Raw genomic sequence first — 25,184 nt, forward strand, 5'->3', positions numbered from 1 at the left:
CCGCTCGCGCCGGCTCACGGCACGCTCTGCCGCCCCTCTGTTCGGGGCAGCCATCCGGACATGTGCCATAGAGGGCAACGAGCCGCGCTCAGCGAAGTGTCGGTTATCAGGCAACCTGCCTACGGGGGGCGGTAGTTCACCGGGCTCAAGTTCAGCGCCCTGCTATGGGCCCTCGTCCGGAGTGCCGACTGGTCTCGGTGAGCAAGTGGACCAGGCCGTTGAACAGCTCCACGTCGGGACGCGGCCCAGGGCAAGTGGTCGGGGGAGCCGAGGGCGAGGGCGGCGATGGTGCCGTCCGAGTGCGCCCACACCCGACGGTAACGGCCGACGATCGTTAACGGTCGAGGATCGGTAACGGTCGACGATCGGGAACGGCCGGCCGAACACCTCGCCGAAGTACCGCGCTTCCCAGAGCCCCAAGTGCTTGACCAGGCCGAGCAGATTGGTGCCCGGTGCGGTCAGCGGCCGACGGATGTCGCACTCGGCGAGCCCGTCGAGCTTCCAGAGCATCGCTTCGCGTCCTGTGTGGCCGTGGGGTTCAACGGGATGCGAGGCCCCCGCGTGGCGGCGTGACTGGCGAGAGCGGGCTACGACGTCTTTGGTAAGGACCTCGTAGCCCGCCCGGCTCCAAGGGACGGCTACGGCAGTCGCCGGACGTACTCGGTCACCAGCGTCGCCACCGCTTCCGGTGCCTCCATGTGCATGATGTGGGTGGCCTCGACCTCGGCGACCGTGACCGTCGGCCGGGTCTGGGCCAGTACCGCCAGTTCCTCGCGGACCCCTTGCGCGAAGCGGGCGTTGAACTCGCTGAACCACTCCATGCCCGGCGCGGACGGCAGCCGCCGGCCCGCCTGGGCCAGGAGCAGCGGGCGCTCGACCCCGGCCACCCACTTGGTGACGCCGAGCGCGCCGACCCCGTGGAGTTCATCGACGATCTCCCCCGCCGCGGTCCGCTCCGGCAGCGTCTGCCATGTTCCGTCCGGCAGCGGTCGGGCGGCGGCTCGGGCCGCGGCCTCCGCGCGGTCGGCGGGGATGCCGAGCCGGGCGGCGTCGGCGACCCTCTGCTCGACGTACCCGGCGGGCGCGACGCTCCCGGCCATCGCCAGCAGCCCCTCGTTCACGCGGTCGGCGCCGGGGTACTCGGGGCCCCACCAGAAGCCGTCCAGATTCACGGCGGCACGGGTCTGGTCCGGGTGCTCCCGGGCGTACTCGACCGCGGTCATTCCGCCGAGCGAATGGCCCACCACGACGGCATCGGAAACGCCGTGCGCGTCGAGGGTGTCCGCGATGAGCTGTACAGCGGTGGACATCGTCCAGGGGGAGGCGTCGGGGGAGCGGCCGTGCCCGGGGAGATCGAGGCCGAGGACGCGGTGGTCGGTGGTGAGCAGGGCAGCGGCTGTCTCCCAGTCGGCGAGCGACCGTCCGAAACCGTGCAGGAGAACCAACTGGGGGCCAACGCCCCCGTAGTCATGGGCATGTAGGAGTGTCATCGGGCTTCAATGTAGGGGACATGCGGGTGTGCGAACACCGGATTTACGATCTTCGCCGTATGCCGCAGAGGTCGTACCCTTGGCGCCGTGCCCCGTCATCCGAAGAAGCCTCGTCGGCTCGTCGCCGACGGGCGCGCGTATCTGTGGACGCTCCGCCACCACCATCGCGTACGGGAAAGCGGCGGGTCCGCGGACTGCCGCCAGACCCTCACGCTGTATCCGCAGCCGGCCGGTACCGGCGGCCCGCTGCGCATCGTCTTCGCCCGGGCGCCGGGCCGTTACGTGCCGGGCGGCGCCCCTTTCGGCTCCGGGGACGTGGGTTTCGTCCGGGGCGGGTCCCTGAACCTGCATGAACCAGGCGCCGTCCGGGCCCTGCTCGACGAGGCGCTGGCCGACGGCCGGCAGCCGGACGAACGGCGGGCACGGGAGATCGACGGCTGGACGTTGCTGGAGGCGGCGTCCGCGCGGCTCCCCTGACGCTCAGCGAGGCCCGGCGGGGCGCCGTCGTCGGCACGCCATGGAGGTCAGTCCCACTGCCACTCCAGTCCGTAGACACCCGGCGGGCACTTGGCCGGCAGCAGGTGGGCGGTGTGGGACGTGTCGAGGGACACCCGGTGGCGGTGCCGGGGCTCGTCGTCGAGGCGTTCCCGGTACACGTAGTGGCAGCTCGTCGGGGTCGCCAGCGGATGGAAACGCACGTGCAGCAGGTAGGTCCGGAGGGATTCCCTGAGACGGCGCTCATGACAGTAGGAGGTCGTGGAGGACGGGCCGATGTGGACGGTGTACTCGACCACCGCCGTGTCGTTGCGGGCCAGCGGGCGGCCGAAGGAGATCTCCGCCAGCACACTGCGCAGCTCCGGCAGGAAGCGCCGGTCGGCCAGCTCCCCGCCGCGCACGACGACATCGACGGCGTCGGTCGGCAGCGCGTCGAGGAAGTGGACCACGGCAAGCTGCCGGGCACCGTCCCGAACGGCTCGCAGCACGCTCGTCACCGTGATCTCGCGGATGGAACGATGCTCGTCCAGGGTCACCGTCTCGTGGGTGACCAGCGCCTGGGTGTCGGAGTTGAAGTGCAGGAACGCCTCGCCCAGAACCTGTTCGAGGTCGGACTTCTCGCCGTAGACACCGCGGACGGCGGCAGGGTCGTGCGGCAGCGCACGGCCGCGGGGGCGGTGCGGTCCGAGCAGGGAGCGCAGCGTGCCCTGCCGCAGCCCGAGTATCGGCTCCAACGCGTCGATGGCCCGCAGCGACTGGAGCCGCTCGGGCTGGCTGCGGCCCCGCTGCCAGTGGCTGAGCGTGGCAGGGCTGACGCTGATCCCCTGGGCGTGGAGGCGGTCGCATATGCGCTCCAGGGAGAGCCCACGGTGCCGCAGGGCCTGGCGGAAGACGAGCGCGAAGGTGTCCGGGCCTGAGGAAATGAGGTCGTTCGTCATGATTTCTTTCGATGTGGGCGTATGTGCGCCGTTCCGCGGTCCGTCGGCCGGTGCCATCGCCCATACGCCGAGCAGGGGCCGTTCACCGTAACCGGTGAACGGCCCCTGTGACCCGGATCGGAAAAGGATCAGTTGGTGTTCAGCGTCAGGCCGTAGTAGCTGAGCGCGTCATCGAGCGGCTGGAAGTAGGACGAACCACCCGAGTTCACACCCGAGCACTGCTGGCCGATGGGGCCGCCGGAAGTCATGCCCTGAGCCTGGTTGCCGGAGATGTAGGCGCCGCCGCTGTCACCGCCCTCGGTGCAGACCGTGGAGCTGCCGAGGCCGGAGACCACGGTGTCGGGGCCGCCGTTCGGGTCGGTGTAGGTGACGCTGACGTTGTACGAGTTGACCTTGCCGCAGGTCCAGGCCGTGGTCTGGCCGGACTTGCAGAGCGCGGAACCCGAGGCGGCCCGGCGGCTGCCCTGGACGGCGACCGGGCTGCTGTTGCCCCAGGTGCCGACGCTGGTGGCGATGGAGTTGCCGGCGTCGATGGCCGCGATGCCCATGTCCACGCTGCGCGTGCCGCCCGCGAACCGGGAGTGCGTGGCCTTGGCGAAACGCACGTTGTTGTACGAGAGGACGGGGAGGTCCTCCACACAGTGCCCCGCGGTGACCAGGAACTGCTTGCCGTACCTGTCGCGGGCGCCGTAACCGACGGAACACAGGTAGCCGTTGTAGGTCATCCGGCTGCCCGGGTAGATCACGGCCTGCGGGGTGAGCTTCTCCTGGCCCTTGACGACCTTGACCGCCTTGCCGTGCTTCGCGGCCTCGGCGAGGAACGCCTTGGTGGCCGCTCCCCGCCCGGTGTTGACCTCGACCGTGACCGTGTCCGAGGCGAGGTCGACGCGCCACGAGGACACGCCTGCGGGGACGCGCTTGGCGGCGAGGGCGTCCAGCTTCGCCTTGATCTGGTCCAGCTCCGCCTGGCCGCGGGCGGGGATCCGGGCCTTGAGGCCGCTCTTCTCGATCTTGCCGGCCTCGGCGGCGTTGTCGGCGTTGACGGTCAGCTTGCCGCCGGTGGTGAAGAAGGCACCGTCGCCGGATATCCCGTTCTTGGACAGCGCAGAGAGCCGTCTCTGCTGCGCGTCCTGCTCGTCGAGCCGTGCGATGGCGGCCTTCTCGCTGACGCCGAGCGAATCGGCGAGCGCCCGCACCATCTCCGGCTGGTACCGCGGAGCGGCCTCGCCGGCCTGGGCCTGGGTCGTGGTCACGGCGGTGACCGAGAGCAGTGCTCCGACGGCGGCGATGAGGGCAGACTTATGCGAAATGCGCACTCTTATTCCTTCCGGTAGCAGGCAGCGGCCACACGGCATTCCGGCATCCCGGGCACAGCGACATTCCCGGAATGGGGATTTGGGTGCGTTTCCCGTGAAGGCGGGCTTTTGCCTGGCGGCGAAAGTGGGGGCTCCGCCGCGCCCTGACTTTCGCCCATCCGCCTGAGACTCATCAAGGTTCGTGACCGGGGAGGTTTTTAACAGAGTGCCGTTGAATCTGTTTACCGGGCGGGCGGGGCCGTACGCCCGGGTGTCGGCTGGTGGCGCCCGCGCCCGTACCTCGTGCCGGGACCGTTCGTCACTCGTTCAGGGGAAGCCGCGGCGGGGCACGTCTCGTTGATCAACCACGTGGGAAGGACCGCGGCAGCAACAGGTCCGGCACGCAAAGGACTTGAAAGCACGGCTTCGCCAGAGGTCCCCCATGACGTCCATGTCGGTGATTCCTCGACGGCCGGATTCCGCAGGTCCGTTCCCGTTACCCCGGAAAGGGGAACCGCATGGCTCGCCCGGCACACAAGGCCTGCACCCGGCGGTGGAAGGCCCTGGTGTTCATCTGTCTCGCCGAGCTGATGGTCGTGCTCGACGGCACCATTGTGAACATCGCCCTGCCCTCTGCCCAGCAGGACCTGGGTTTCTCGGACGCCAACCGGCAGTGGGTGGTCACCGCCTACGCGCTCGCGTTCGGCGGACTGCTCCTGTTCGGCGGCCGCATCGCGGATCTGTGGAGCCGCAGACACGCCTTCCTCGTGGGCGCCATCGGCTTCGCCGCCGCGTCCGCTGTGGGCGGCGCGGCCGTGAACACCTCCATGCTGATGGGCTCGCGTGCCGTCCAGGGTGCCTTCGCCGCACTGCTGGCGCCGGCCGCGCTGTCCCTGCTGTCGGTGATGTTCACCGACGGCAAGGAGCGTGCCAAGGCGTTCGGCATCTACGGGGCCATCGCGGGCGCCGGAGCCGCGATCGGACTCCTGCTGGGCGGGGTGCTCACGGAGTACCTGACCTGGCGCTGGACGCTCCTGATCAACATCGCGTTCTCAGCCGTCGCCGCCCTCGGCGTCCTCTACCTCCCCGACGAGCGAGGGGCCGGCCGCCGCCGCGGCCGCCGCCTCGACCTGCCCGGTGCCGTGCTCGCCACAGGCGGCCTGGTGTGCCTGGTCTACGGCCTGACCAAGGCGGAGTCCGACGGCTGGGCCGCGCCGGTGACCCTGGCCCTGCTGGGCGGCGCGGTCGTGCTCTTGGCCGCGTTCGTCGTGCTCGAAGCCCGGGTGCGGGAACCGCTGCTGCCGCTGCGCGTGATCCTCGACCGCAACCGGGGCGGCGCCTACCTCTGCCTGGGCATCGTCTTCGTCGGCATGTTCGGGCTGTTCCTCTTCCTCACCTTCTACCTGCAACGCGACCTCGGCTTCAGCCCGTTGCTGTGCGGCGCGGCCTTCCTGCCGCTGACCGTCGGCATCATGATCGGCGCGACACTGATCGGCACCCGCCTGGCGCCACGCGTTCCCGCGCGGCCGCTGATGATGTCCGGGTTCCTGGTCGGGGCCGCGGGTCTCGTCGTCCTCGCCCAGATCACCCCGACCAGCTCCTACACCGCGATCGTCCTGCCCGGCATGTTCGTCATGGGCCTCGGCCTGGGGACCGTTCTGATGCCCGCCGTCAGCCTCGCGACCCACGCTGTCGAGCCGCGGGACGCCGGTGTCGCCTCGGCCATGGTGACCACCGCCCAGCAGATCGGCTGCGCCATCGGCACCGCCCTGCTCAACACCGTCGCGGCCACCGCCACCGCCGCCCACCTGCGCGACCACCCTCCCCTCGACCCGGCCACCGCCCGGCAGCTCACGGCGCGGGCGACGGTCCACGGCTACTCCACCGCCATGTGGTGCGCGGCCGGCATCCTCGCGCTGGCCGGCGTGGCTGCCGCCGCCCTCATCAACCACCGGCCCCGTGCCACCGCCGGACGGCCGGCCGGCGTGCACGGCGGCGGTCGCCGTCGCCGCCTGGCACCGCCCTCCGGGGCCGGGCCTTCGTAGCGTCCGGGGGCCGCGGAGCGCCGTGGCCATCCCGTACGAGACCACCCGGCAGGGCCGTGATCAGCGCCATCAGCACGCCCATGGCGAAGTCTGCCCCAGCGAGGTGAGCACCGACACCGTCACGGCGTTGGCGGAGTCCCGCGGCGGCAGCGGCCGGCGCGATGCCGCAGCCGACGGACAGGGTGAGGGCGCACAGCGACACCGACGCGGCGTGGCGAGCGCTGGTGCGCAGCGAGGCCGGGTCGGTGTGCCGGCCCAGGAGGACCATGAACAGCAGCAGCCCGAGCAGGCTCGGTGCCAGGGCGGTCCCCGCCGCGATCTCGGCCATGACGGCGAGGCCGACGCCGGCCATGGCGAAACGTCAGGTCGGCCGCGGTGGCGGGTGACCGCGGCGCCTCAGAGGTCACCGTGTGGCCCCTGGCGCGGCCCCGCGTTCTCCGGCACGTGCCGTTCGCGATCCGCGGCCATGGGGGCGCGCGGCGCGACGACCTGGTCGATGACGTCGTGCGTCCGCGACGCGAGGGCGTCGATCTGTGCGTCCGTGTACCAGGCACGGCTGAGCGGCAGGTCGATGTGGAGACCGTCGCCGAAGCGGGTGACGACGACGAAGAGCGTGGGGATGCGGGCCATCGGCAGCACCCGTAGCCCCGTGGCGACGAGGTCGCCCGGCAGGGACGGCGGGGTGATCCTGCCGAGGTTGGTGACGAAGAAGGTCGGCGGGCACTGCTGTGCCATGTACGGGAAGGCCGCCAGCTCCCGTTCGGGGATTCCCGCGGCAAGGCCCTCGCGCACGGACTTCGACAGTTCGCGGCCCAGGGCGAGGGGGTCGGCGGGGTCGTCGACGGAGAGCCGGACCGGCATGCCGGAGGCAGCCGACTGGAGGACCTCGTCGGGGATGGGCGGCGTCACCCTCCTGCGCATGTCCACCGCCACGCCGCAGCACACGGAGACGGGCCCGCGGGCGGGTTCGAGCGAGGGCCGTACGGCGGCGGTGAACACCCCGCACACCAGCGAGTTGACGGACAGCGCGTGACGGTGGGCGACGTCCACGAGCGCGGCGGTGCGGGCGGCGTCCACGGTGACACGGGCCGCTCCGAACGTCATGTCGGGCCCGGGTCCCGGCCCCGCCGACGCCGGTGACGGCAGGCGGGCCGGGGGGATCAGAGCATCGGTCTCCGCGCGCTGCGCCACGTATGTCCGCAGCTCGTCCGGCCCGTACTTGTGGTGGAACGCGTCCTCGATCGCCGGGGCGAGGACCGGCTGGACCGGCGCCGTGGAGGAGTGCCGCCCCGAGCACGCGGCGGTGTACAGGGACCAGAACGTCTGGTGGAGGGCGATGACGCTGGTGCCGTCCACGCACGCCCGCGGCAGTGTGGTGACGAGCCGGTGAGCCGGCCCCGGTGTGTCACACGTTCGCCCCGGTGTGTCATGCGTCTGCCCCGGTGTGTCACGCGTTCGCTCTTCCGTGATCAGCGCCATGCGCAACAGGGGGCCTTCGGACCAGTCGGTCGTGGCGTTCAGCTCCTGCCGCAGGTCCGTGCCCCGGTCCAGGCGGACGGGGGCACGCTGCCCGTCCGTGATGCGCACGTACGCGTTTCCGTCCTGGAGGGACAGCTTTCCGCCGAGTACGGGATAGCGGCGTACGAGTTGTCCGAGCGCGTCCTGGAGCGCCGAGGCGTCGATGTCCCCGCGCAGTTCCCAGACGGTGACCACGCGCATGTCACCGGCGGTCATCATGGCCTCGTGGTCCGACAGGAGACGTTCCATTTCCCCACCTCTCATTGAAATGCCGCTGACCTTCTCGCGGCGGCGACTGACAGCGCATCCCCCGAACGGCCCGTGAGCCGCCGGGATATGGCGTGCTCTCCCTTCACGTGGGCGCCGTGGCGAGGGACCCATGCCGCGCGGTCGCGTAGACATGTCCCTGGTGACGGCGGAATGCCTACCGGACAGGGACTTACCGAGCGCACGATGGTCGCTGCCCCACCGTCGAATGGAAAGGAATGCCATGTCGGACGAGCCGACCGAAATGCTGCTCCCCAAGGAGAACGTCGATTACGACGCCTTCTACCTCGGGCAGCCGATCGTGGCGGGCACGGAATTGCCCTATCCGAAAGTGCCCTGGGACATCGGTGAACCGCAGCCGGCGGTCGTCGAGCTGGAACAGTCGGTGGACTTCCACGACCCGGTCCTCGACGCGGGCTGCGGGCCGGGGGACAACGCGATCATGCTGGCGCTGCGGGGCCACCGGGTCACCGCGTTCGACAGTTCGCCCGCCGTGCTGCGGACCGCCAGGGAGCGCGCCGCGACGGCCGGGGCCGACGTGGAGTTCGTCGAGGCGGACGCCACGCGGCTGGCGGAACTGGCCGGGCGGCGTTTCGCCACCGTCCTCGACAGCGCGCTGTACCACTGCCTCGGTGACGACGAGCGCCACCGGTACCTCGCCGCGCTGCATCAAGTCACCGAGCCGGGAGCCCAGTTGCATCTGGTGTGCTGGGCGGCGGGGACCCCCGGTGTCCAGCAGCCCATGGTGGTGAGTGAGGAGAACCTCCGCACCATCGTGAGCACGCACTGGGACATCACGGAGATCCGGCGCACGAGCCTCACCACGGCGGTGGTCCCCGACACCCTCACCGACGACGACATCGCCCACTTCCGCCGGTTGGGCGTGACGATCGACAGGGAGCGGGTGGAGGTCGACGACCAGGGCAGGATCGTCGGTCCTGGCTGGTATCTGCACGCGGTCCGCCGCTGAGCCGACGCGGTCGCCGTCACACCGCCCCGTCCTTGCGGGCGACGGCGAAGACGCGGCGGAACCGGAAGACCGTGCCGTACGCGGTGGCCGGGTACACCTCGGCCAGGCGTCGGCGGTAGGCGGCGAGGAAGTCCTCGGCGGCTCCGGGCTCATCCGCCAGGGCACTCAGCAGCGGCAGCATTCCCGTCCCCGTGGTCCAGTCCGCGAAGGGGTCCTTGCCCGGCAGGACATGAGCGTACGTCGACTCCCAGGCGTCCACCGTGAAGCCGAGGGAGGAGAGCCGGTCGAGATAGTCGGCCGGGTCGTGGACCCGGTGGACGGGAAGGACGCCGGTGCCGAGGCGGTCCTGCCAGCGCGGACTCGCGCACAGGTCACGCAGGGCGGCGTGGGCGCGGGAGGCGGTGTTGTCGGGGACCTGGAAGGCGAAGACGCCACCGGGGGTCAGGGTCCGCAGCCAGTCCTCGAAACGGTCGGGGTGATCGGCCACCCACTGGAGGGCGGCGCTGGAGATGACGAGGTCGAACGGTTCCTCCGGGGTCCAGCGGCCGATGTCGCCGTGGCGGAAGTGGAGGCGCCCGCCCTGTGGCGTCTCTCCCGCGAACGCGGCGGCGGCACTGATGCTGTCGGCGGAGCTGTCGAGCCCGGTGATGTGCGCGTCCGGCCAGCGTGCGGCGAGCAGCGCGGTGACGCACCCGGTGCCGCAGCCGAGGTCCATGATGCGGGCCGGGTTGCGGGGCAGATCGGGGACGCGGGCTAGGAGGTCGTGGAAGGGGCGGGTGCGCGGGTCGGGGTGGTCGAGGTGACGCTGGGGGTCCCAGGTGGGAGTGGCGTGCATGGCGGGCCTCCGGGAGAGCGGGAAACGGAACCGGCCGGCGGACCGGTTCTCAGGGCTTGCGGCCGACGCCGCCCACGACGTCGGCCACGAGGGCGGCCCACTCGTGGGAGTACGGGTCGTCGGTGTCCGGCCGCCATGTGGTGAGGGGGACGACGCCCGGGCCGACGAGGCGCAGGCCATCGAAGTAGCCGGTGATCTGCTCGGGTGTGCGCAGGCGGTAGGCGAGGTCGGCGGTCGAGTTGTGCCGTGCCTGGATCGCGCGCCAGTCGTCGGCGGTGTCGCTCACGTCGTGGGACAGCAGGAAACTGCCGGAGGGCAGTGCGCCCATCAGCTTCGCGACGATGCCGCACGCCTCCTCGTACGTGGGCACATGGCCGAGGATGCCGCTGAGGACGAGTGCGACGGGGGACGTCAGGTCGAGCGTGCGGGACGCGGCGGCCAGGAGCGCGTCGGGTTCGCGCAGGTCGGCCTGGAGGTAGGTGACGGATTCCGGGGAGGTGGACGCGAGGAGGCCATGGGCGTAGGCCACGGTGCGGGGGTCGTTGTCGGCGTAGACGACGCGTGACCCGGATGCCGCCCGGAGGGCGATCTGATGGGTGTTGCCGGCCGTGGGCAGCCCCGAACCGATGTCGAGGAACTGCCGGACGCCCTCCTCCAGGGCGAGGTGGCGCACGGCACGGGTGAGGAAGTGCCGGGTGGTGCGCACCCGTTCCACGAGGCCGGGGTTGTCCGCCGCGAGGCGGTTGCCCGCGGCGCGGTCCACGGCGAAGTTGTGCATGCCGCCCAGCCAGTGGTTCCAGATGCGCGCGTGGCTGGGCAGCGAGGTGTCGGTCTCCGGCGCGGGGTCAGCGGCGTCCGCTGTCCGTCCGGGGCGCGGAGGGGAGGTGTTCGGTGCGACGCCTTGGTTCATCACGTCGTGTATGCAAGCAAGCTCTCCTGGTCAGGAACAAGGTCGGTCGGGTCGTTCAGCGCGGTTGCGTAGTGTCGCCCGGGTGGCCCGGGGCCGACGGGGCGGGCCCGAGAGGCGTCTCCGGGGCATGACGTACCGGGCCGCGTGGGCTTGCGGGGGAGTCGGCGCCGGGCGGCGGCGCGGCGCGGCCCGACGCGTGGTGCCCGGGATCGTCGTCGACTCCGGGGTGGGTGCGCGCCAGATCGATGCGGGAGCGCAGCCGCAGCTTGCGGTAGATCTGGCGCAGGTGGAAGCCGACGGTGTGCGAGGACAGGAACATCTGGGTGGCTACCTGACGGTTGGTCAGGCCTTGTGCCACCAGGTCCGCGACCCTGCGCTCGGTGTCGGTCAGGCTCGCCCACCCGGACGCGGGCCGGTCCGCGTGTTTCCAGTGCCGCCGACGCACGCCGAGGCGGCGCAACCGACGGCGTACGCGGGCCTCGTCGCGTGCGGCGCCCAGGCGCGCGTACTTGGCCATGGCCCATTCGAGTTCCATCACCGTCGTGGCGCGGTCGGCCTCGCACAGCGCTCCCAGGTCCTCGGCGGCGGAGGCCCCGCACCACGGATCGCGGTGTGTCTGCGCCGCCCGCCGCAGTGCGTCGGCGTCCTGCTGGAGCACCCCCTGCGCGTGCGCGGCGGCGGCGAGCAGCGACGGTACGTCCGCGTTGTCGGCGGCGAGCCGTTGCGCGGCCCGTACCGTCTCCTCGGCCCGCTCCCTGTCGCCCCGGTCGACCGCGGTGCGCACCAGCCAGGCGGCCGCCGCCGGTTCCTCGCAGAGCAGGGGGCGCAGGGCGTTGTGGTCCGCGTGGACGGTGGCCAGCGCGGAGTCCAGTCCTTCCAGGTCGCGCCGTGCCGCCGCCAGTTGCGCCGACATCCACGCGGCGCCCGCCCGGGAGGCGGCTGCCGCGGCACCGTCAAGACCCTGTTCCGCCACCGCCTGCGTCAAGTGCTTGACGTGTTCGTCGGCCGCGGCGAGGTCTCCTCGGCGCAGCGCGACCTCGGCCAGGGTGCGCCATCCCAGCGGCGAGTACCGCGGCATGCCCGCCTCGTTCGCGGCGGCGAGCCCTTCGGTGGCCTGGGCCGCCGCTTCCTCCAGGGCGCCACGGGCGAGGGCGAGTGACGACCCGAGGATCATGCCGGCGCCGCACAGCACCGGCCGGCCCTCGGCCTCGATCTCGTCGCGCAGCGGGCTCAGCAGAGCCGTGGCCTCCGTGGTCTCCCGCAGGTGGGTGAGGATGGTGGCGAGCGCGAGACGGGGCGGGAACGGCCAGCAGACGCCGTGCTCCCCGTCGGCCGAGCCGACCGCCGCGCGGGCCTGCCGCAGCGCTTCGCCGACCCGGCCCGCGTGCCAGTGCGACCGGGCCAGCACGCACCGCAGCCCGGCGGACGGACCGCCCCGGCGTGTCATCTCCTGCCGCGTCTCACGCTCGGCGGCCGCCGCGTCCAGGTCGGCGAGGCCGTGCAGCCTGCCCAGTTCCATGCGCTCGGCGAGGCCTTCGGCCGCCGCGGTGCCCGGCGGGGGCGGCCCGGCCACCGCCACGGCCCGCGCGGCCCGGCCGGCGAGCAGCAGCGCCGAGGAGAGCTCGCACCGCAGCACGGTGGCCTGCTCCTGCGGCAGCGCGCCGCCCAGGGACTCCTCGGCCAGCGTGATCGCTCGGGGCAGGGGGCCGCAGCGGGCCAGCGCCTCGACCGCGACGCGGACCAGATTCGCCCGTACGGGGTGCAGCGGACCGGCGATCTCCAGCGCGCGCTGGGCCAGTTCGACCGCCGTTCGGGGCTCGGTCGCCACGACCGCGGTGGCCGCCGAGCACAGCACCGTCACGGCCCGGGTGTCACCACGGCGGGCGCCGTGCACCAGATGGGCCGCGGCCGGCAGGACACCGCCGTCCCTGCCGATGATCATCTCTGCCGCCTGCCGGTGCAGGGACCCGCGCAGCGGTCCGGGCAGCGTCGAGAGCAGCGCCTGCCTGACCAGTTCGTGCCGGAACGCGATGGCGTCGCCCTCGCACACCACGAGCCGGGAGTCCAGCGCCTCCCGCAGGGCGGGCAGCACCGAGGCCGTGGTCTCGCCCAGTATCTGCGCGATGTCCTCGGGCAGGGCGGCCCGGCCGAGGATGCAGGCCACGTCCAGCAGCAGCCGGGTGCCCGGCTGAAGGGCCGCGCCCCGGTCGTGGACCAGATCGCTGAAGCGGCGCGGCGCCGGCCCTTTCCCGATGTCCTCGACCGGCCGCGCGCGCCCTTCGGCCACCCGTACCCGCCGCTCCTCGACGAGGCCGTCGAGGAGTGCGACGAGCGCCGCGGGGTTGCCGTCGGCGGCCTTGGCGCAGGCCAGCAGTTCGGGCGAGGGTTCGGCCGACAGCCGGTCGGCGGCCAGTTCCGCCACGGCCCTGTCGTCCAGGGGCGGCAGGTGCACCCGTTCCGAGCGGTCGGCGTCGCCGAGGGCCGCGAACAACTTGGCCGGCAGGGAATCCGCCTCCCCGGTACGGCGGGCCAGCACCCACGCCACCGGCTGGGCCGCGCAGCGCGCCACCAGAGGGCCGAGCGCGGCGAGCGTCACGGTGTCGGCCCACTGGAGGTCGTCGAGCACGACGGCCACGGGGCCGCGGCGCAGCCGTTCGCCGAGCGAGGACTGCAACCGGTCGACCAGCCGGGCGAAGTGGTCGGCCGTGGCCCCGGAATCCGTGTGCGGGAGTTCCGCTTCGGTGCCGATGTCCAGTGCGGTGGCCAGGGGAGCCAGGGGGATGGCGCGGCGGACTTCGTCGGCGCCGGCGTACGCGACGGAGAAGCCGCACTGGGCCGCCACCGCCGAGGCGTCGTTCAGGAGCCTGCTGCGGCCGGCGCCGGCCGGTCCTTCGACGAGGGCGACGCCGCCTCGCCGGGGGCCGGAACGGGTGGTGTCGAGCAGATGCAGAAGCCGCGCCCACTGCCGTTCCCTGCCGCGCAGGCGCGGTCCGGACCGGGGGACCGGCAAGAGCTCGGCGGCGGTGAGAAGGGAGCGGGACGAGGGAGTCGGGTCGATGTGGGGGGTGTGTACACGTGATGACAACCGCAGCCCCTTGTGCCTGGTCAGATCGGCTTGGGTGGAATCGTCGAGGGTGGCCGGACGTCCGTCAACTCCACCCGAAGCGGGACAAATGCCGGAGCGGGGTGGAGATTCTTCGGGCCGCCGGTACGTCGACACACCCCGGCCAGGAGGTCAACGGCCTCCCTTGCCGAAGTGATCCGCGTACGAACGCATGAGCTCGGGGACCCGCTCGGGCAGGCCGGGCAGCTTGGCCGTCATGTCGGCGAGTTCGGCGAAGCGGCGGCTGAACACCCGCGCCGCCACGTCCGGCCGCGGGATCGGGCCCGGCACCTCCGGCAGCTCGAAGGAGGGGCCCGCCGTCCGCCCCGGCCGGCCGGACGGCAGTGTGACCAGATGCTCGGCCAGCGGCCGCATCATCCCCGTCATGACGTCGATCGCCGCGTTCATCAGGCGCGAGCGCCGCAGGCTGCTGTCCGCCGCGGCGCCGAAGTGCTGGACCATGAGCTGGTTCATGAGGAAGTACGCGTGGTTGAACGCCACCAGGGCGGCACGGGCCTCCGGGGCGGTCACCTGATCGAGGGCCGGATTGCCCGCGTGCAGCGAGGGGTTGCGCAGCACCGGGTAGGCGGGGGTCCACGGCGGTCGCCGCCCCGGAGCCCTGTCCGTGTGGTGTTCGGCGGCGAGCAGGTCCGAGATCCGCAGGAAGGTGTCGTAGTGCGACTCCTCATCGGGTGCGGCGCTCGGCAGTGCGTTGCCCTCACCGTGTTCGGTGACGAAGTCGACGGCGAACAGGGCGCTCGCGACGTCGTCGACCTCCAACTGGTAGTCGGGGTGTGTGGCGTTGACCGACTTGCGCATGAACAGATGGTGCTCGCCCCCGCCACGCCCCCGCTCCACCGGGAAGAGGTCCGGCACGGTGGCGATGCCCTCCCGGATCGCGGCGTACAGGTCGCTGAGCGACTCGTACGGATAGGCGCGGCCGTCGCCCCGTTCCTGAGCGGTGTCCTCGGCGAGGTCGGCGCTGATGCCGTACGGCTGCTCCAGGGCGATGAACCGCTGCACGCTGCCCGGACCGAACGCCTCCAGGCTCATGTCGAGCGGCATCCGCAGGCGGCTGTTGAGGGTGCCGAAGTCGATGCCCGGCATGTGGAACGGCATCCCCATCGCGGTGATGATGTTGTTGATCACCAGGAAGTGCGTCATCTCCTCACGGGCGACGCCCATCAGGGTGCCGCGGATGCCGTTGCTGAGGGTCTCCCCGCCGTCGCCGCACGCCAGGCGGAGCTGGCGCGGGCTCCACTCCCCGCGCCGCACCAGCTCCCGGCCCGCGCCGTACAGCGGGATCGACCACCCGGCGTACAAGTACTGGAGCATGACGGCGAGTTCGACGGTGGCGGCCTCCCGAAGCGCCTCGTGGAGCTGGGCGCGCGTGGTGAGGGGGTTGTCGCGGGGCCGCCGGGGCACCGTCCTGGGCGGTGGCCTGCGGTCTGCCTCGTCCTGCCGCAGATAGGCGAGCAGGAGCCTCGCCTGTGGGCCGGTCATGTCGCGGGTGGGCGGCATGTAATAGGTCTTGTCCTTGTTGGCTGGGTCGCACATCAGCCAGATGAGCCGTGCGTAGGTGGCCACCCGGGAACGGTCGGCGAGGCTGAAGATCTCGTCCGTCATGAAGGAGTGGAGCAGTTCGTACGGGGCGTACACCTCCCGGTACAGCACCTCGAAGGTGACCTGGTCGCGGGGGATGTCGTCGAGGTGCCGGGTGTCGGGCAGGGCCCGCACGTCCACGGCGCAGACGGCGGGCCAGTAGCCGAGGCGGTCGTCGTTGTCGTACGCGCGGGCGGCGGACCCGTACTCGGCAGGGTCGCACGGCGGTTCGTCCCCCTCGGGCAGGACCAGCAGCCGGGTGGTGCCGGGGGAGGCGTGCCGGACGGTGAAGGTGCCGCGTCCCTCGGCGTCGGTCGTCAGGGTGCAGGACGCCGCCCACTCGCTGTCGTCGCCGCCCTCCCGCCCTGCCGTTCCGGGGCGTACGTCCACGATCCGCACGTCGCCGCACCGGGCGCCCTCCGCCTGCGCCACCGGATGGCCGGGCAGGGCGCGCGGGTTGAAGAACTGTGTGACCCGCAGCTCGGCCCCCGGCGCCGGACGCCCCAGACGGTAGGCGCGCAGTGTCACCTCCGTGGCATCGCCGGACGGTTCCGCGGGGTCGAGGAAGAGGGCGGAGTCGTCGGCCAGGACCACCGTCTCCTCCTCGGTCAGGAGAACCTCCGTCCGTCGCCCCGTGGGCGCGCCGACGAGGATCATGGGCTCGGCGGCGGGGGAGGAGAGCGTCGGGACGGTGACGAGCCCGCCCGTCAGGTCGGTGTCCCCGAGATAGGCGTCGGCCGGTACGCGGGCGATCAGCCGTCCGGAGTCACGCGTACGCAGCTCCAGGTCCCCGACGTCGAGGCGCGGACCGAGCGGGTGCAACGGCCCGGGGACGGGCTCGGCGCCCCGGTGGACGACGGGCACCGCGGTGATGAGGTCGACCGTGGTGTGCTCGTCGCTCACGCTGACCGCGGCGTGGTGCAGCGGAGCCGCCGTGCCCGAGCGGCGCGGCCCGCGGGCGGTGAGCGGGCGCCCGGCCGGGCAGGTCCGCTCCTCGTCGCGGCGCCATGGCGCGAGAGTGCCGCGCAGTTGCCAGAGGTCCGGGGCGTCGTGGGCCTGGGGCGTGGCCATGTTGGTGAGCGCGAAGCGCACGACGAGCCCCCCGAACTCCCCTTCGGCGACGCGCGCGCGGAGCAGCCGGGCGGCCTCGGAGGTCTCCGTCTCGTCCGACCAGGTCAGGCCGTGCCGGGACTGGACGGCGAACTGGTGCACCACCGAACGCGAGAACTCGTCCGCCAAGGGGTGGTCGCCGGCGTCGAGTACGTGGCGGGAGTTCTGCCGGCGAGGCGGCTGAAGACCCGTGACATCGCCGGTCGCCAGGTAGCCGACCTCGTGCGAACGGCCCTTCCTGCCGAAGCCGAACTGGCCGACCATGAGCGTGGTGGTCCAGCGGGACGCCGGGTCGATGTCCAGGACACGGGCGCGGTTGTGGGTGGTCGACAGGTAGTCGTTGTAGTGGCCCCACATGTCGACGTGCCTGCCGACGACGGGGTCGGACGTGTCGGCGTCGCCCGGGGCCCGCTCCCACGCGGTGATCCGGGCGTCCACCCAGAAGTGCCCGTTGCCGCCGAAGTTCCAGCCCTTGACCGTGCCGAACCGCCCGTCGGCGGCGACCCGGCCGTCCGGGTCGAAGCGCGGCCCCAGCCGGTCGAGGTGCTCGTGGTACTCCCGCGGCGGCCGGTCCACCGGGAACGGCCGGCCGTCGGCCGTCAGCGCCCGCTGGTGGGCGAGGTCGTAGAGACCGCCGCGCGGCCCGGTGGGCAGCCGGGTCACCGCGGTGCCCGCGAAGTGCAGGCGGGGCAGGTCGAAGATGCTCACCGGGCCCCCTTCAGCGCCCCGTCGATGGCCGTCACCGCGGCCAGCGCGGACTCGATGGCACCGTTGATCCAGGCCGGGGTGGCCGAGCAGTGCTCCCCGGCGAAGAACAGCCGTCCCTGCGGGCGGGCGGCCCGCCGCATCTCCTCGGCGCACCGCGCGGCGTCGCTGCCCCAACGCCAGCGGCGCGACGTGCAGCCGTTGCTCCAGCGGTTGCCCGCCCACGCGACGCTCGCCGCGTCCAGGACGACACCCGGCTCCTTGAGCTGCGGATACAGCCGGGCGAGTTCCTCGACGACGGCCGCGTGCCGGACCTGCGCGGGAAACTGCCCGAGCAGATCGGCGTCCTCGGCGATCGCGTACGAGCCGAGCAGGGTCGCGCCCTTGGCCGGATCGCCCTCCAGCGGCGGGTAGTAGGTCTGCCGGGCGCGCCCGCCGGTCGCCGAGCCGCCGCCCCGGAGTCCGTCCTCCTCCCAGAAGGCGTCCCGGCAGTGCAGGGCCGTCTTCGTCGCGGCCCCGTACTCGACACTGCTGATGACCTCGCGTTTGTCGTCGTCGAGGCCGGTCAGCGCCATGCCGCGCAGCACGGAGAAGGGCAGAGTGCACAGGACGGCCGGGTACTGACGCGTCAACTCCCGACCGTCCACCCGCAGTCGTACGTCGGTCCGGTCCTCGCCGGCATGGATCGTGACCACCTCATGGCCCACCAGGACCGGTGTGCGCAGGCGCTCCGCGAGGCGGTCGGAGATCTGGCTCATCCCACCGCTGAGGTACATCAGGTCGGTGTCGGTCTCCAGGAGGAGATCGTCGAGGAAGCCGTACAGCCGCGGACTACAGCCGGCCCGCAGCTCGGGGTGGTCGCGGAACACCGGGCCGAGACGGAGCCGGTCGGCCCGTACACCGTGGACATACGGCGCGAGGTCGATGTCGTCGGCGAGCGGGAGAACCGTGGCCAGTTCGGACGCGAGATTGTCGCGCAATTCTGCCGGTGCCACCGCGCGGACGAGGGCGGCCAGCCACGCACCGAACAGCAGGGTGGTCTCTTTGTACGATTCCCTGCGCGGCGCCGGAATGAGGCTGCGCAGATCGGCCATGAGGGGGGCGGCGGCGTCCTTGACCCGGACGTATCCCTCTCCGATGGCCAGGTAATTGTTGTCGTCACTGAGGATTGTACGGAACGGGCGCAGCGCGGATTCGAGACCGAGTTTCTTCACGTACTCCATGGTCAGTTCATGGGAGGAAGGAATGCGCATCGCGCCGAGTTCCGCGTACGGAGCGTCGTCCGCCGTGCCGAACCGGTGGGTGTAGACCCGGCCGCCGATCCGCTCGCTGCCCTCCAGGACCGTCACCCGGCGCCCCAGGGCCTCCAGTTCGGTCGCCGCCACCAGACCCGCGACGCCCGCGCCGAGGACCGCGACGTCCAGACTTCCGTCTGCCGCTGTTTCCTGCTCCAACTGCGTTGATGCCCACATGGCAGTCGACTGTGCGCGATCACTGCCCCCCGCCACATCCCCAAGTCGGGACCGCTCACGGACGGTGATGGGGCACACACGGAACGCGCGTACGAGGGGCGTGCGGGTCATCCCGCGTGATCGCGTAGGTTGCACGTCCGGCCTCAGTCGGGCCGCGCCAACTGCTCATACGCTGAACGGAATCCGGCTTTCCAAGACACAGTTCCGAGGGGGTTCCTGTCATGGACCATAGGGTCAAGGAAATCGTGATCCTGGGCGGCGGTACGGCGGGCTGGATGTCGGCCGCCTATCTGGCGAAGAAACTGGGGGACACCGTCCGGGTGACGGTCCTGGAAGCGCCGTCCATTCCCAGGATCGGCGTCGGAGAGGCCACCGTACCCAATCTTCAGAGGGTCTTCTTCGACCAGCTCGGCCTCGCCGAGGAAGAGTGGATGCCCGAATGCAACGCGGCCTACAAAGTGGCCGTCAAGTTCATCAACTGGTCCACGCCGGGAAAGGGCGAGGCGCACGCGCGCGAGATCGACGGCCGCCCGGACCACTTCCACCACCCCTTCGGGCTCCTGCCCGAACACGACGGCCTCCCGCTCTCGCACTACTGGGTCTACGACCGCAAGCGTGGCGCCACCGAGAAGCCCTTCGACCAGGCCTGCTTCCCCGGCGTCGCGATCATGGACGCGCTCAAGGCCCCGCGCGATCACGCCGGTGAACCGGTCACCCGCTACGCCTGGCACTTCGACGCCCATCTGGTCGCCGACTTCCTGCGCCGCTTCGCCACGGAGAAGCAGGATGTCGCCCACGTCCAGGACGAGATGGTGGAGGTCCGCAGGGACGGGCGCGGCTTCGTCACGGCACTGCGGACCAAGTCCGGTGCCGTCATCGAAGGCGACCTGTTCATCGACTGCTCGGGCTTCCGCGGGCTGCTGATCAACAAGGCCATGGAAGAGCCGTTCATCGACATGAGCGACCATCTGCTCTGCAACAGGGCGGTGGCGTACGCCCTGCCGAACGACGACGAGGCGAACGGCGTCGAACCGTACACCTCGGCGATCGCGATGGAGTCCGGCTGGACCTGGAAGATCCCGATGCTCGGCCGCTTCGGCACCGGCTACGTCTACTCCGACGCCTTCGCCGACCAGGACCGGGCCGCGACGGACTTCTGCCGGATGTGGGGGCTCGACCCGGACGAGGTGGGCGACCGGCTCAACCACGTCCGCTTCCGCGTCGGCAGGAACCGTCGCGCGTGGGTGAGGAACGTCGTCAGCGTCGGACTGGCGTCCTGCTTCCTGGAGCCGCTGGAGTCGACCGGCATCTACTTCATCACCGCCGCCCTCTACCACCTCGTGAAGCACTTCCCGGACCAGCGCTTCGACGCCGTGCTCGCCGACCGCTTCAACGGGGAGATCGAGGCGATGTTCGACGACACACGGGACTTCATCCAGGCGCACTTCGCGCTCTCCCCGCGCACCGACACCCCCTTCTGGAAGGCCAACAAGGACCTCCGCCTCCCCGACGGGATCCAGGAGAAGGTCGCCATGTACCGCGCGGGGCTGCCGATCAACCCTCCGGCGAGCACGGAGGGCGCCTACTACGACAACTTCGACGTGGAGTTCCGCAACTTCTGGACGAACGGCAGCTACTACTCCGTCTTCGCCGGCCTCGGCCTGGAGCCGGACCATCCCCTGCCCGCCCTCATGCACCGTCCGGACGCGGCCGGCGGTGCCCAGTACTTGTTCGACCGGGTGGCCGAGGAGCAGCGGAAGCTGGCCGAGGTGCTGCCCTCGAACCACGAGTATCTCCTTCGGCTCCACGGCAAATGACCGCCGCGAACCCGTCCTCGACGGACGTCGACGACTACCGCACTCTGATGAGCGCGTTCCCGACCGGCGTGGCGGTCGTGACCAGCCTGGACACGGACGCGCAGCCGCGAGGAGCCACCTGCTCCTCCCTGTGCAGTGTCACCCTGACCCCGCCCACCCTGCTGTTGTGCCTCAACACCACCAGCAGCACGCTGTCGGCCATCCGCGACAGCGGCGGCTTCGCCGTGAACCTGTTGAACTCCTGTGCCCGCGACACCGCCGTCATGTTCTCCACCCCGGTCGACGACCGGTTCGCGACGGTGACGTGGCAGCGGTTCGGACACTACGGCCTTCCCTGGCTGGCCCGGGACGCCTTCGCGGTGGCCGAGTGCCGGGCCGCCGAGCTGTCCACGGTCGGCAGTCACACCGTGGTGCTCGGCCGGGTGGTGAGCAGTTTCTCCGTTCCGGGAGTGCCGCTGCTCTACGGCCTCCGGCAGTTCTCCCGGTGGGCTCCGCAGCCGCAAGGAGCGCATCCGTACGCCCCCGAGGGCGTGTGACAACGATCCCGTCGACAGAGAGGCAGCTCATGCCGCCCAAAGTGGCTTCCCAGGACGCGTCCGTCCCTTCCACCGCTCCGACGCCCGACGTCATCGAAACCTCCTACGACTTCGCCGCCGAGCTGCTGTCCAAGCTGGGCGGCAGCAACTTCCACTGCGGGTGGTGGGATTCGCCCGAGGACCCCAGGAGCCTCGCCGAGGCGCAGGACCACCTGACCGGCCGGGCCGTCGCCGACCTGGCGGTGGGTCCGGGTGACAGGGTGCTCGACCTGGGCTGCGGCATGGGTGGCCCGGCCCTGCGGATCGCCCGGGAGACCGGGGCGGACGTGCTGGGCGTGTCCGTCATCCCGAGTCACATCGAGGAGGCCACCCGGCAGGCCGCCCAGGAGGGCCTGGCGGAACAGGTCCGCTTCGAGGTGGCCGACGCCCACCATCTGGAGTGCGCAGAGGCGAGCTTCGACGCCGTCGTCGCCATCGAGTCCCTGGGGCACATGGACCGCCCCGTCGTCCTGCCCCGCCTGGCCAGGGCCCTCAAGCCGGGCGGCAGGATCGTGGCGTACGACTACTTCCTCCACGGCTCGGCGAACGCCGCCCAGAAGGCGGTGGCGGAGGCGTTCCGGGGCATCGCACTGCTCAGCGAGTATCCGCGGCCCGAACAGATCGCCCGGCAGGTCGCGGACGCCGGCCTCGACCTGCTCGACTTCCGCGACGTGACCGACCGGACGTCGACGCCGACGTACGCCCGCTTCGGCCGGATCTTCAGGGAGGAGGTCGCCCCCTCGCTCGCGGCGGTGTACAGCGAGGAGTTCCTCCAGGGCTTCCTGGACCTCTTCGCCGGCTCTGACGCCTGCGGAGGCCCTCACCACTACACCCGGTGGATCGCCCGTCGTTGACAGGTGGGGCCAACAGCATTAGCTTTCAGCTAACACTGTTAGCCACATCAGGGGGATGTCATGACCGAGCACCTCGTCGTCGACGGCGGCACCATCGCGTACGAGGTGACGGGGTCGGGCCCGCTGGTCGTGCTCGCGCACGGCATGGGTGACAGCCGCGCCGCGTACCGCGCCGTGACCCCGGAGCTGGTGGCGGCGGGGTACCGGGTCGCCGCGGTCGATCTGCGCGGCTGCGGTGAGTCCACCGTCGACTGGCCGGCCTGGAGCCGCACCGCGATCGCCGGTGACCTGCTCGCCCTGGTGCGGCACCTGGGCGGCCCCGCCGTGCTCGTCGGTCACTCGATATCCGGCGGCGCCGCCACCATCGCCGCGGCACGGGAGCCCTCGCTCGTCCGCGCGGTGGTGGAACTGGCGCCGTTCACCCGCAAGCAGTCGGTCCGCCTCGGCGACCTGCGGGTCAAGCGGTTCCGTCGAGGCATGCTGCGGCTGCTCGGCGCGGGTGTGTTCGGCAGCGTGCCGCTCTGGCGCTCGTACCTCGACGTGGCCTGCCCCGGCGTGAAGCCGGCCGACTGGGCCGAACGGCTCGGCCGCATCGACTCGATGCTTCGTGAGCCGGGCCGGATGAAGGCACTACAGGGCATGGGCCGCAGCGCCCCGACCGACGCGGGCGCACAGCTCGGCAACGTCCAATGCCCGGTCCTCGTGGTGATGGGCACGCTCGACCCCGACTGGGCCGACCCGCACGCCGAGGGCACGGCGGTCGTCGAGGCCCTGCCGCCCGGCCTCGGCTCCCTCGACATGATCGAGGGAGCCGGGCACTACCCGCACGACCAGTTCCCCGACCGGGTCGTCTCGCTGGTGCTCGGCTTCCTGCGGTCGGAAGCCGTTCGGGCCTAGCCGCTCAGCCGCTCGGTCACTGACCGAGTGTCAGGTCGACCCGGACCGGCCCCGCTGCCGTGGCCCGCGCCCCCGGTTCCACGCGGACCGTGGCCTCGGCCGTGCCGGACGGGCCCATGAGCGGGTCCGCCCGGCACGTGAGTGTGTACGAGCCCGGTGAGGGGGCGCCGAGGGAGAAGCGTCCCTCGGCGTCCGTCAGGGCAGCGATGTCCGGCAGGGGCCGGGGGCCGTCGGTGAACAGGACGTGGGCGCCCGCCACCGGTGTGCCCGAGGTGTCGCGGACGACACCGGTGATCTCCACTCCGGAGCTGCTGCCGCTCATGAGGGTCGGCTCACGCCTTCCATGCCACGTAGTTGTTGTAGACGGGGGTGGTGAACCTCGTACCCGAGTTCACCCGGGAACCGCCGTAGGCGTGTATGGCGAAGCCGTAGCGGTTGTTGTTGTCGATGCGGTAGACGGAACTTCCGCTCTGTCCACCGGCGGTGTCGATGTCGTAGTACACCTTGCGCGCGGCGACCGAGTCGACCCCGCGTGCCGCGTACCAGAGTGTCCCCCCGGGCTTGTCGCCCGGATAGCCGGCGATGTTGCCCGTGGTCTTGAGCAGGTCCGAGTCCGAATATACGCCGAAGCCGAACCAGCCCACCGTGGAACCGATGTTGTTGGGCGTGACGATGGCGCCGTAGTCGAAGTTCGCGTCGCCGTTCTCCGTCCAGCCGACCACGGAACGGAAGCTGGTGCAGGTGACGCTGCCGTAGGGCAGCGAGCCGCCGTTGCGCCCGGGCATGACCTGGATGCTCTTCACCCAGCCGTCCCGCCCCGCCACGCCGCTGCCCTTGATGTAGACGCAGTGGCCCGCGGTGGCGAGGGTGTGGGGACCGAGCAGCCAGCCGGTGCCCTGGTAAAGGGCGTTGTCGCGGGCCGTGATCAGCAGGTAGCAGTGCACCCGCCACGGATACACGCTGGTGTTGGTGATCTGTACGCGGTCATCGGGGCCGTGCACCGTCTCCGGAGCCAGGGGCGGTGGGCCGAACGACGCCTCTCCGATGTCGGGCAGCGTGGCGGTCGGTGCCGTCCAGGCCTCCGGCGCGAAGTGCTCGGGGCGACGGTAGCCCTCGATGTGCTCCAGGCCCTCGCCCGTCGAGTGCTGGGGCTCGCCCTCGGTCCCCTGGGAGGGTGGCTGCAGGACCGCTTCCTGCTCAACGGCGAGGGTGGCGGTGCCGTCCTCGGGCTCGTTGGTGACTGCGCTGTGCGGGTCTTGCGGCATGTTGGATCACCTGGCTTCTCTGAGAGCTGCGATGTGATGCCTTGATGGACGCCGCGGCCGCAACGTTTAGGGGTAATGCCTCTTCTACTGCCGCCGGGCAGGCGCCGCAACGAACCTTTCGCGCCTACCCGCCGGGGCGCGCGCCGGCCACCGAACGGGTGCCGGGCGCGTCGGCCGGCCGGCTCCCTGGCCCCACGCCGCGCTCGGGGTGACAGCCACCCGCGCCACCTCACGGTGAACGCCCCGGGCCGGCTCCCAGCAGCCCGTCCCGGCGCCCGCGCCCCGCCCGCCGCGCGAAGGGGCGAGGCGCGATGCCTCAATAGCGATTCGAACAAGCGACTTGCCCACCCCAGGGCTTCGGACACGCTCCGGCGGGCCTTCAACGGACCTGCACATCCAATGCGCAGCGTGGTCACGGAAATCAGCGCAAGTGCCGTTCTTGGTTTCGTGCATTGACCATAGAGCCTGCCCATTGCGGTGAGAGTGTCCGCTTTGGTGGAAGGAGTCCTTCCGTGTGCGGGATTTCCGTCTGTGAATGTTGTGAAGGGGCTGTCCTCGCCCGGTGAACACGCCTGCACGCAGCGGCGATTCGATGCCGCTGCCGCGACGGAGTGCCACCACCTCGATTGGATGTACGACATGCGAACGTGCTTTGATCCTGGCCACCGCGGAATTCGTCCCCAGAAATCCGCAGTGTTGAAAACACCTTTGCACCGCTCATGAGAAGGGCAGTTCACACCATGAACCACATCTCCCAGGTCGAGACCCTCGAGATTTCCGACGCCGACCTCGACAACGTCTCGGGTGGCCTCTCCGCCAACGCCGTCGGCACCGTGACCGGCGTCGTCGACTCGATCGCCCCGGTCTCCTCCACCGTCGGCACGGCCGTCGGCCTCGTCGAGGGCACCACCGGCCTGAACACGGCCCCCGTCGCGGGCCTGGCCACCAGCACGGTCGCCGGTCTCTGAGTCTCGACCTCGTTGAGACACCCTTGATCCGTGAGCCCCGGAACATCCAGTTC

20 protein-coding genes and 1 pseudogene are annotated in these 25,184 nt (G+C 71.4%); 8 read left to right on the top strand and 13 right to left on the bottom strand.

The window, feature by feature from the left end; genetic code table 11:
• Positions 1 to 163: 163 nt before the first annotated feature.
• Both ACZ6JY_RS11215 and ACZ6JY_RS11220 read right to left on the bottom strand, forming a co-directional pair.
• Positions 164 to 510 (bottom strand): annotated as a pseudogene (locus ACZ6JY_RS11215) (mycothiol transferase); the annotation flags it as partial.
• Between the two features lie 128 nt (positions 511 to 638).
• Positions 639 to 1,490 (bottom strand): alpha/beta fold hydrolase, encoded by an 852-nt coding sequence (locus tag ACZ6JY_RS11220; protein WP_469194567.1) that lies wholly within the window; start codon positions 1,488 to 1,490, stop codon positions 639 to 641.
• Positions 1,491 to 1,577: 87 nt separating this feature from the next.
• On the opposite strand from ACZ6JY_RS11220, the gene ACZ6JY_RS11225 reads away from it, so the two are divergent.
• On the top strand, positions 1,578 to 1,967 hold the full coding sequence (locus ACZ6JY_RS11225; RefSeq protein ID WP_469194569.1) for a hypothetical protein: 390 nt from the start codon (positions 1,578 to 1,580) through the stop codon (positions 1,965 to 1,967).
• Positions 1,968 to 2,014: 47 nt separating this feature from the next.
• Here the strand turns inward: ACZ6JY_RS11225 and ACZ6JY_RS11230 are convergent, their stop codons facing one another.
• On the bottom strand, positions 2,015 to 2,923 hold the full coding sequence (locus tag ACZ6JY_RS11230; protein WP_469194571.1) for a helix-turn-helix domain-containing protein: 909 nt from the start codon (positions 2,921 to 2,923) through the stop codon (positions 2,015 to 2,017).
• Positions 2,924 to 3,051: 128 nt separating this feature from the next.
• Positions 3,052 to 4,239 carry a S1 family peptidase gene (locus tag ACZ6JY_RS11235; RefSeq protein ID WP_469194572.1) on the bottom strand — a complete coding sequence of 396 codons (1,188 nt, stop codon included), beginning with the start codon at positions 4,237 to 4,239 and terminating at the stop codon, positions 3,052 to 3,054.
• 497 nt (positions 4,240 to 4,736) lie between these two features.
• Here ACZ6JY_RS11235 and ACZ6JY_RS11240 point away from each other — a divergent pair, with 497 nt between their 5' ends.
• Positions 4,737 to 6,263 (top strand): MFS transporter, encoded by a 1,527-nt coding sequence (locus ACZ6JY_RS11240; protein ID WP_469194574.1) that lies wholly within the window; start codon positions 4,737 to 4,739, stop codon positions 6,261 to 6,263.
• Here ACZ6JY_RS11240 and ACZ6JY_RS11245 read toward each other — a convergent pair.
• The gene (locus tag ACZ6JY_RS11245; protein WP_469194576.1) at positions 6,163 to 6,615 is read right to left on the bottom strand and encodes a hypothetical protein; all 453 of its coding nucleotides are present in this window, start codon (positions 6,613 to 6,615) and stop codon (positions 6,163 to 6,165) included. The two genes, ACZ6JY_RS11240 and ACZ6JY_RS11245, sit on opposite strands and share 101 nt — an antisense overlap.
• Before the next feature lie 44 nt (positions 6,616 to 6,659).
• Complete coding sequence (locus ACZ6JY_RS11250; protein ID WP_469194578.1) at positions 6,660 to 8,030, bottom strand: phthiocerol/phthiodiolone dimycocerosyl transferase family protein; 1,371 nt, start codon at positions 8,028 to 8,030, stop codon at positions 6,660 to 6,662.
• Positions 8,031 to 8,271: 241 nt separating this feature from the next.
• Here ACZ6JY_RS11250 and ACZ6JY_RS11255 point away from each other — a divergent pair, with 241 nt between their 5' ends.
• Positions 8,272 to 9,018: a class I SAM-dependent methyltransferase gene (locus tag ACZ6JY_RS11255; protein WP_469194580.1), complete on the top strand. Its 747-nt coding sequence runs from the start codon at positions 8,272 to 8,274 to the stop codon at positions 9,016 to 9,018.
• Positions 9,019 to 9,034: 16 nt separating this feature from the next.
• Here ACZ6JY_RS11255 and ACZ6JY_RS11260 read toward each other — a convergent pair whose 3' ends face one another.
• From ACZ6JY_RS11260 to ACZ6JY_RS11280, 5 genes are all read right to left on the bottom strand, one after another.
• Entirely contained in the window at positions 9,035 to 9,853 is an 819-nt protein-coding gene (locus ACZ6JY_RS11260) for a methyltransferase domain-containing protein (protein ID WP_469194582.1), read from the bottom strand.
• A 49-nt stretch (positions 9,854 to 9,902) separates the two neighbouring features.
• Positions 9,903 to 10,763: an SAM-dependent methyltransferase gene (locus ACZ6JY_RS11265; RefSeq protein WP_469194584.1), complete on the bottom strand. Its 861-nt coding sequence runs from the start codon at positions 10,761 to 10,763 to the stop codon at positions 9,903 to 9,905.
• 55 nt (positions 10,764 to 10,818) lie between these two features.
• Positions 10,819 to 13,848: an ATP-binding protein gene (locus ACZ6JY_RS11270; protein ID WP_469194586.1), complete on the bottom strand. Its 3,030-nt coding sequence runs from the start codon at positions 13,846 to 13,848 to the stop codon at positions 10,819 to 10,821.
• Between the two features lie 150 nt (positions 13,849 to 13,998).
• Positions 13,999 to 17,286: a ferritin-like domain-containing protein gene (locus ACZ6JY_RS11275; RefSeq protein ID WP_469194588.1), complete on the bottom strand. Its 3,288-nt coding sequence runs from the start codon at positions 17,284 to 17,286 to the stop codon at positions 13,999 to 14,001.
• Complete coding sequence (locus tag ACZ6JY_RS11280) at positions 17,283 to 18,755, bottom strand: flavin monoamine oxidase family protein (RefSeq protein ID WP_469194590.1); 1,473 nt, start codon at positions 18,753 to 18,755, stop codon at positions 17,283 to 17,285. Before ACZ6JY_RS11280 ends, ACZ6JY_RS11275 begins: the two co-directional genes overlap by 4 nt.
• A gap of 221 nt (positions 18,756 to 18,976) precedes the next feature.
• Here ACZ6JY_RS11280 and ACZ6JY_RS11285 point away from each other — a divergent pair, with 221 nt between their 5' ends.
• From ACZ6JY_RS11285 to ACZ6JY_RS11300, 4 genes are read left to right on the top strand one after another with little or no spacing between them, the layout of a single operon-like run.
• A complete protein-coding gene (locus ACZ6JY_RS11285) occupies positions 18,977 to 20,572 on the top strand; it encodes a tryptophan halogenase family protein (protein WP_469194592.1) in 1,596 nt (531 codons plus the stop codon).
• Positions 20,569 to 21,108, top strand: a complete 540-nt coding sequence (locus tag ACZ6JY_RS11290) for a flavin reductase family protein (protein WP_469194594.1) — start codon at positions 20,569 to 20,571, stop codon at positions 21,106 to 21,108. The genes ACZ6JY_RS11285 and ACZ6JY_RS11290 overlap by 4 nt, the downstream gene beginning before the upstream one ends.
• Before the next feature lie 29 nt (positions 21,109 to 21,137).
• Positions 21,138 to 22,001, top strand: a complete 864-nt coding sequence (locus ACZ6JY_RS11295; protein WP_469194596.1) for an SAM-dependent methyltransferase — start codon at positions 21,138 to 21,140, stop codon at positions 21,999 to 22,001.
• A 60-nt stretch (positions 22,002 to 22,061) separates the two neighbouring features.
• A complete protein-coding gene (locus tag ACZ6JY_RS11300; protein WP_469194598.1) occupies positions 22,062 to 22,898 on the top strand; it encodes an alpha/beta fold hydrolase in 837 nt (278 codons plus the stop codon).
• A 16-nt stretch (positions 22,899 to 22,914) separates the two neighbouring features.
• On the opposite strand, the gene ACZ6JY_RS11305 is transcribed toward ACZ6JY_RS11300, so the two are convergent.
• Entirely contained in the window at positions 22,915 to 23,220 is a 306-nt protein-coding gene (locus ACZ6JY_RS11305; RefSeq protein ID WP_469194600.1) for a carboxypeptidase-like regulatory domain-containing protein, read from the bottom strand.
• Between the two features lie 10 nt (positions 23,221 to 23,230).
• Positions 23,231 to 24,163 carry a trypsin-like serine peptidase gene (locus ACZ6JY_RS11310; RefSeq protein ID WP_469194602.1) on the bottom strand — a complete coding sequence of 311 codons (933 nt, stop codon included), beginning with the start codon at positions 24,161 to 24,163 and terminating at the stop codon, positions 23,231 to 23,233.
• A 740-nt stretch (positions 24,164 to 24,903) separates the two neighbouring features.
• Here ACZ6JY_RS11310 and ACZ6JY_RS11315 point away from each other — a divergent pair.
• On the top strand, positions 24,904 to 25,131 hold the full coding sequence (locus ACZ6JY_RS11315) for a type A2 lantipeptide (protein WP_469194604.1): 228 nt from the start codon (positions 24,904 to 24,906) through the stop codon (positions 25,129 to 25,131).
• The last annotated feature ends 53 nt before the right edge of the window (positions 25,132 to 25,184 follow it).

The sequence above is a fragment of the Streptomyces sp. NPDC046335 genome (assembly GCF_055587985.1).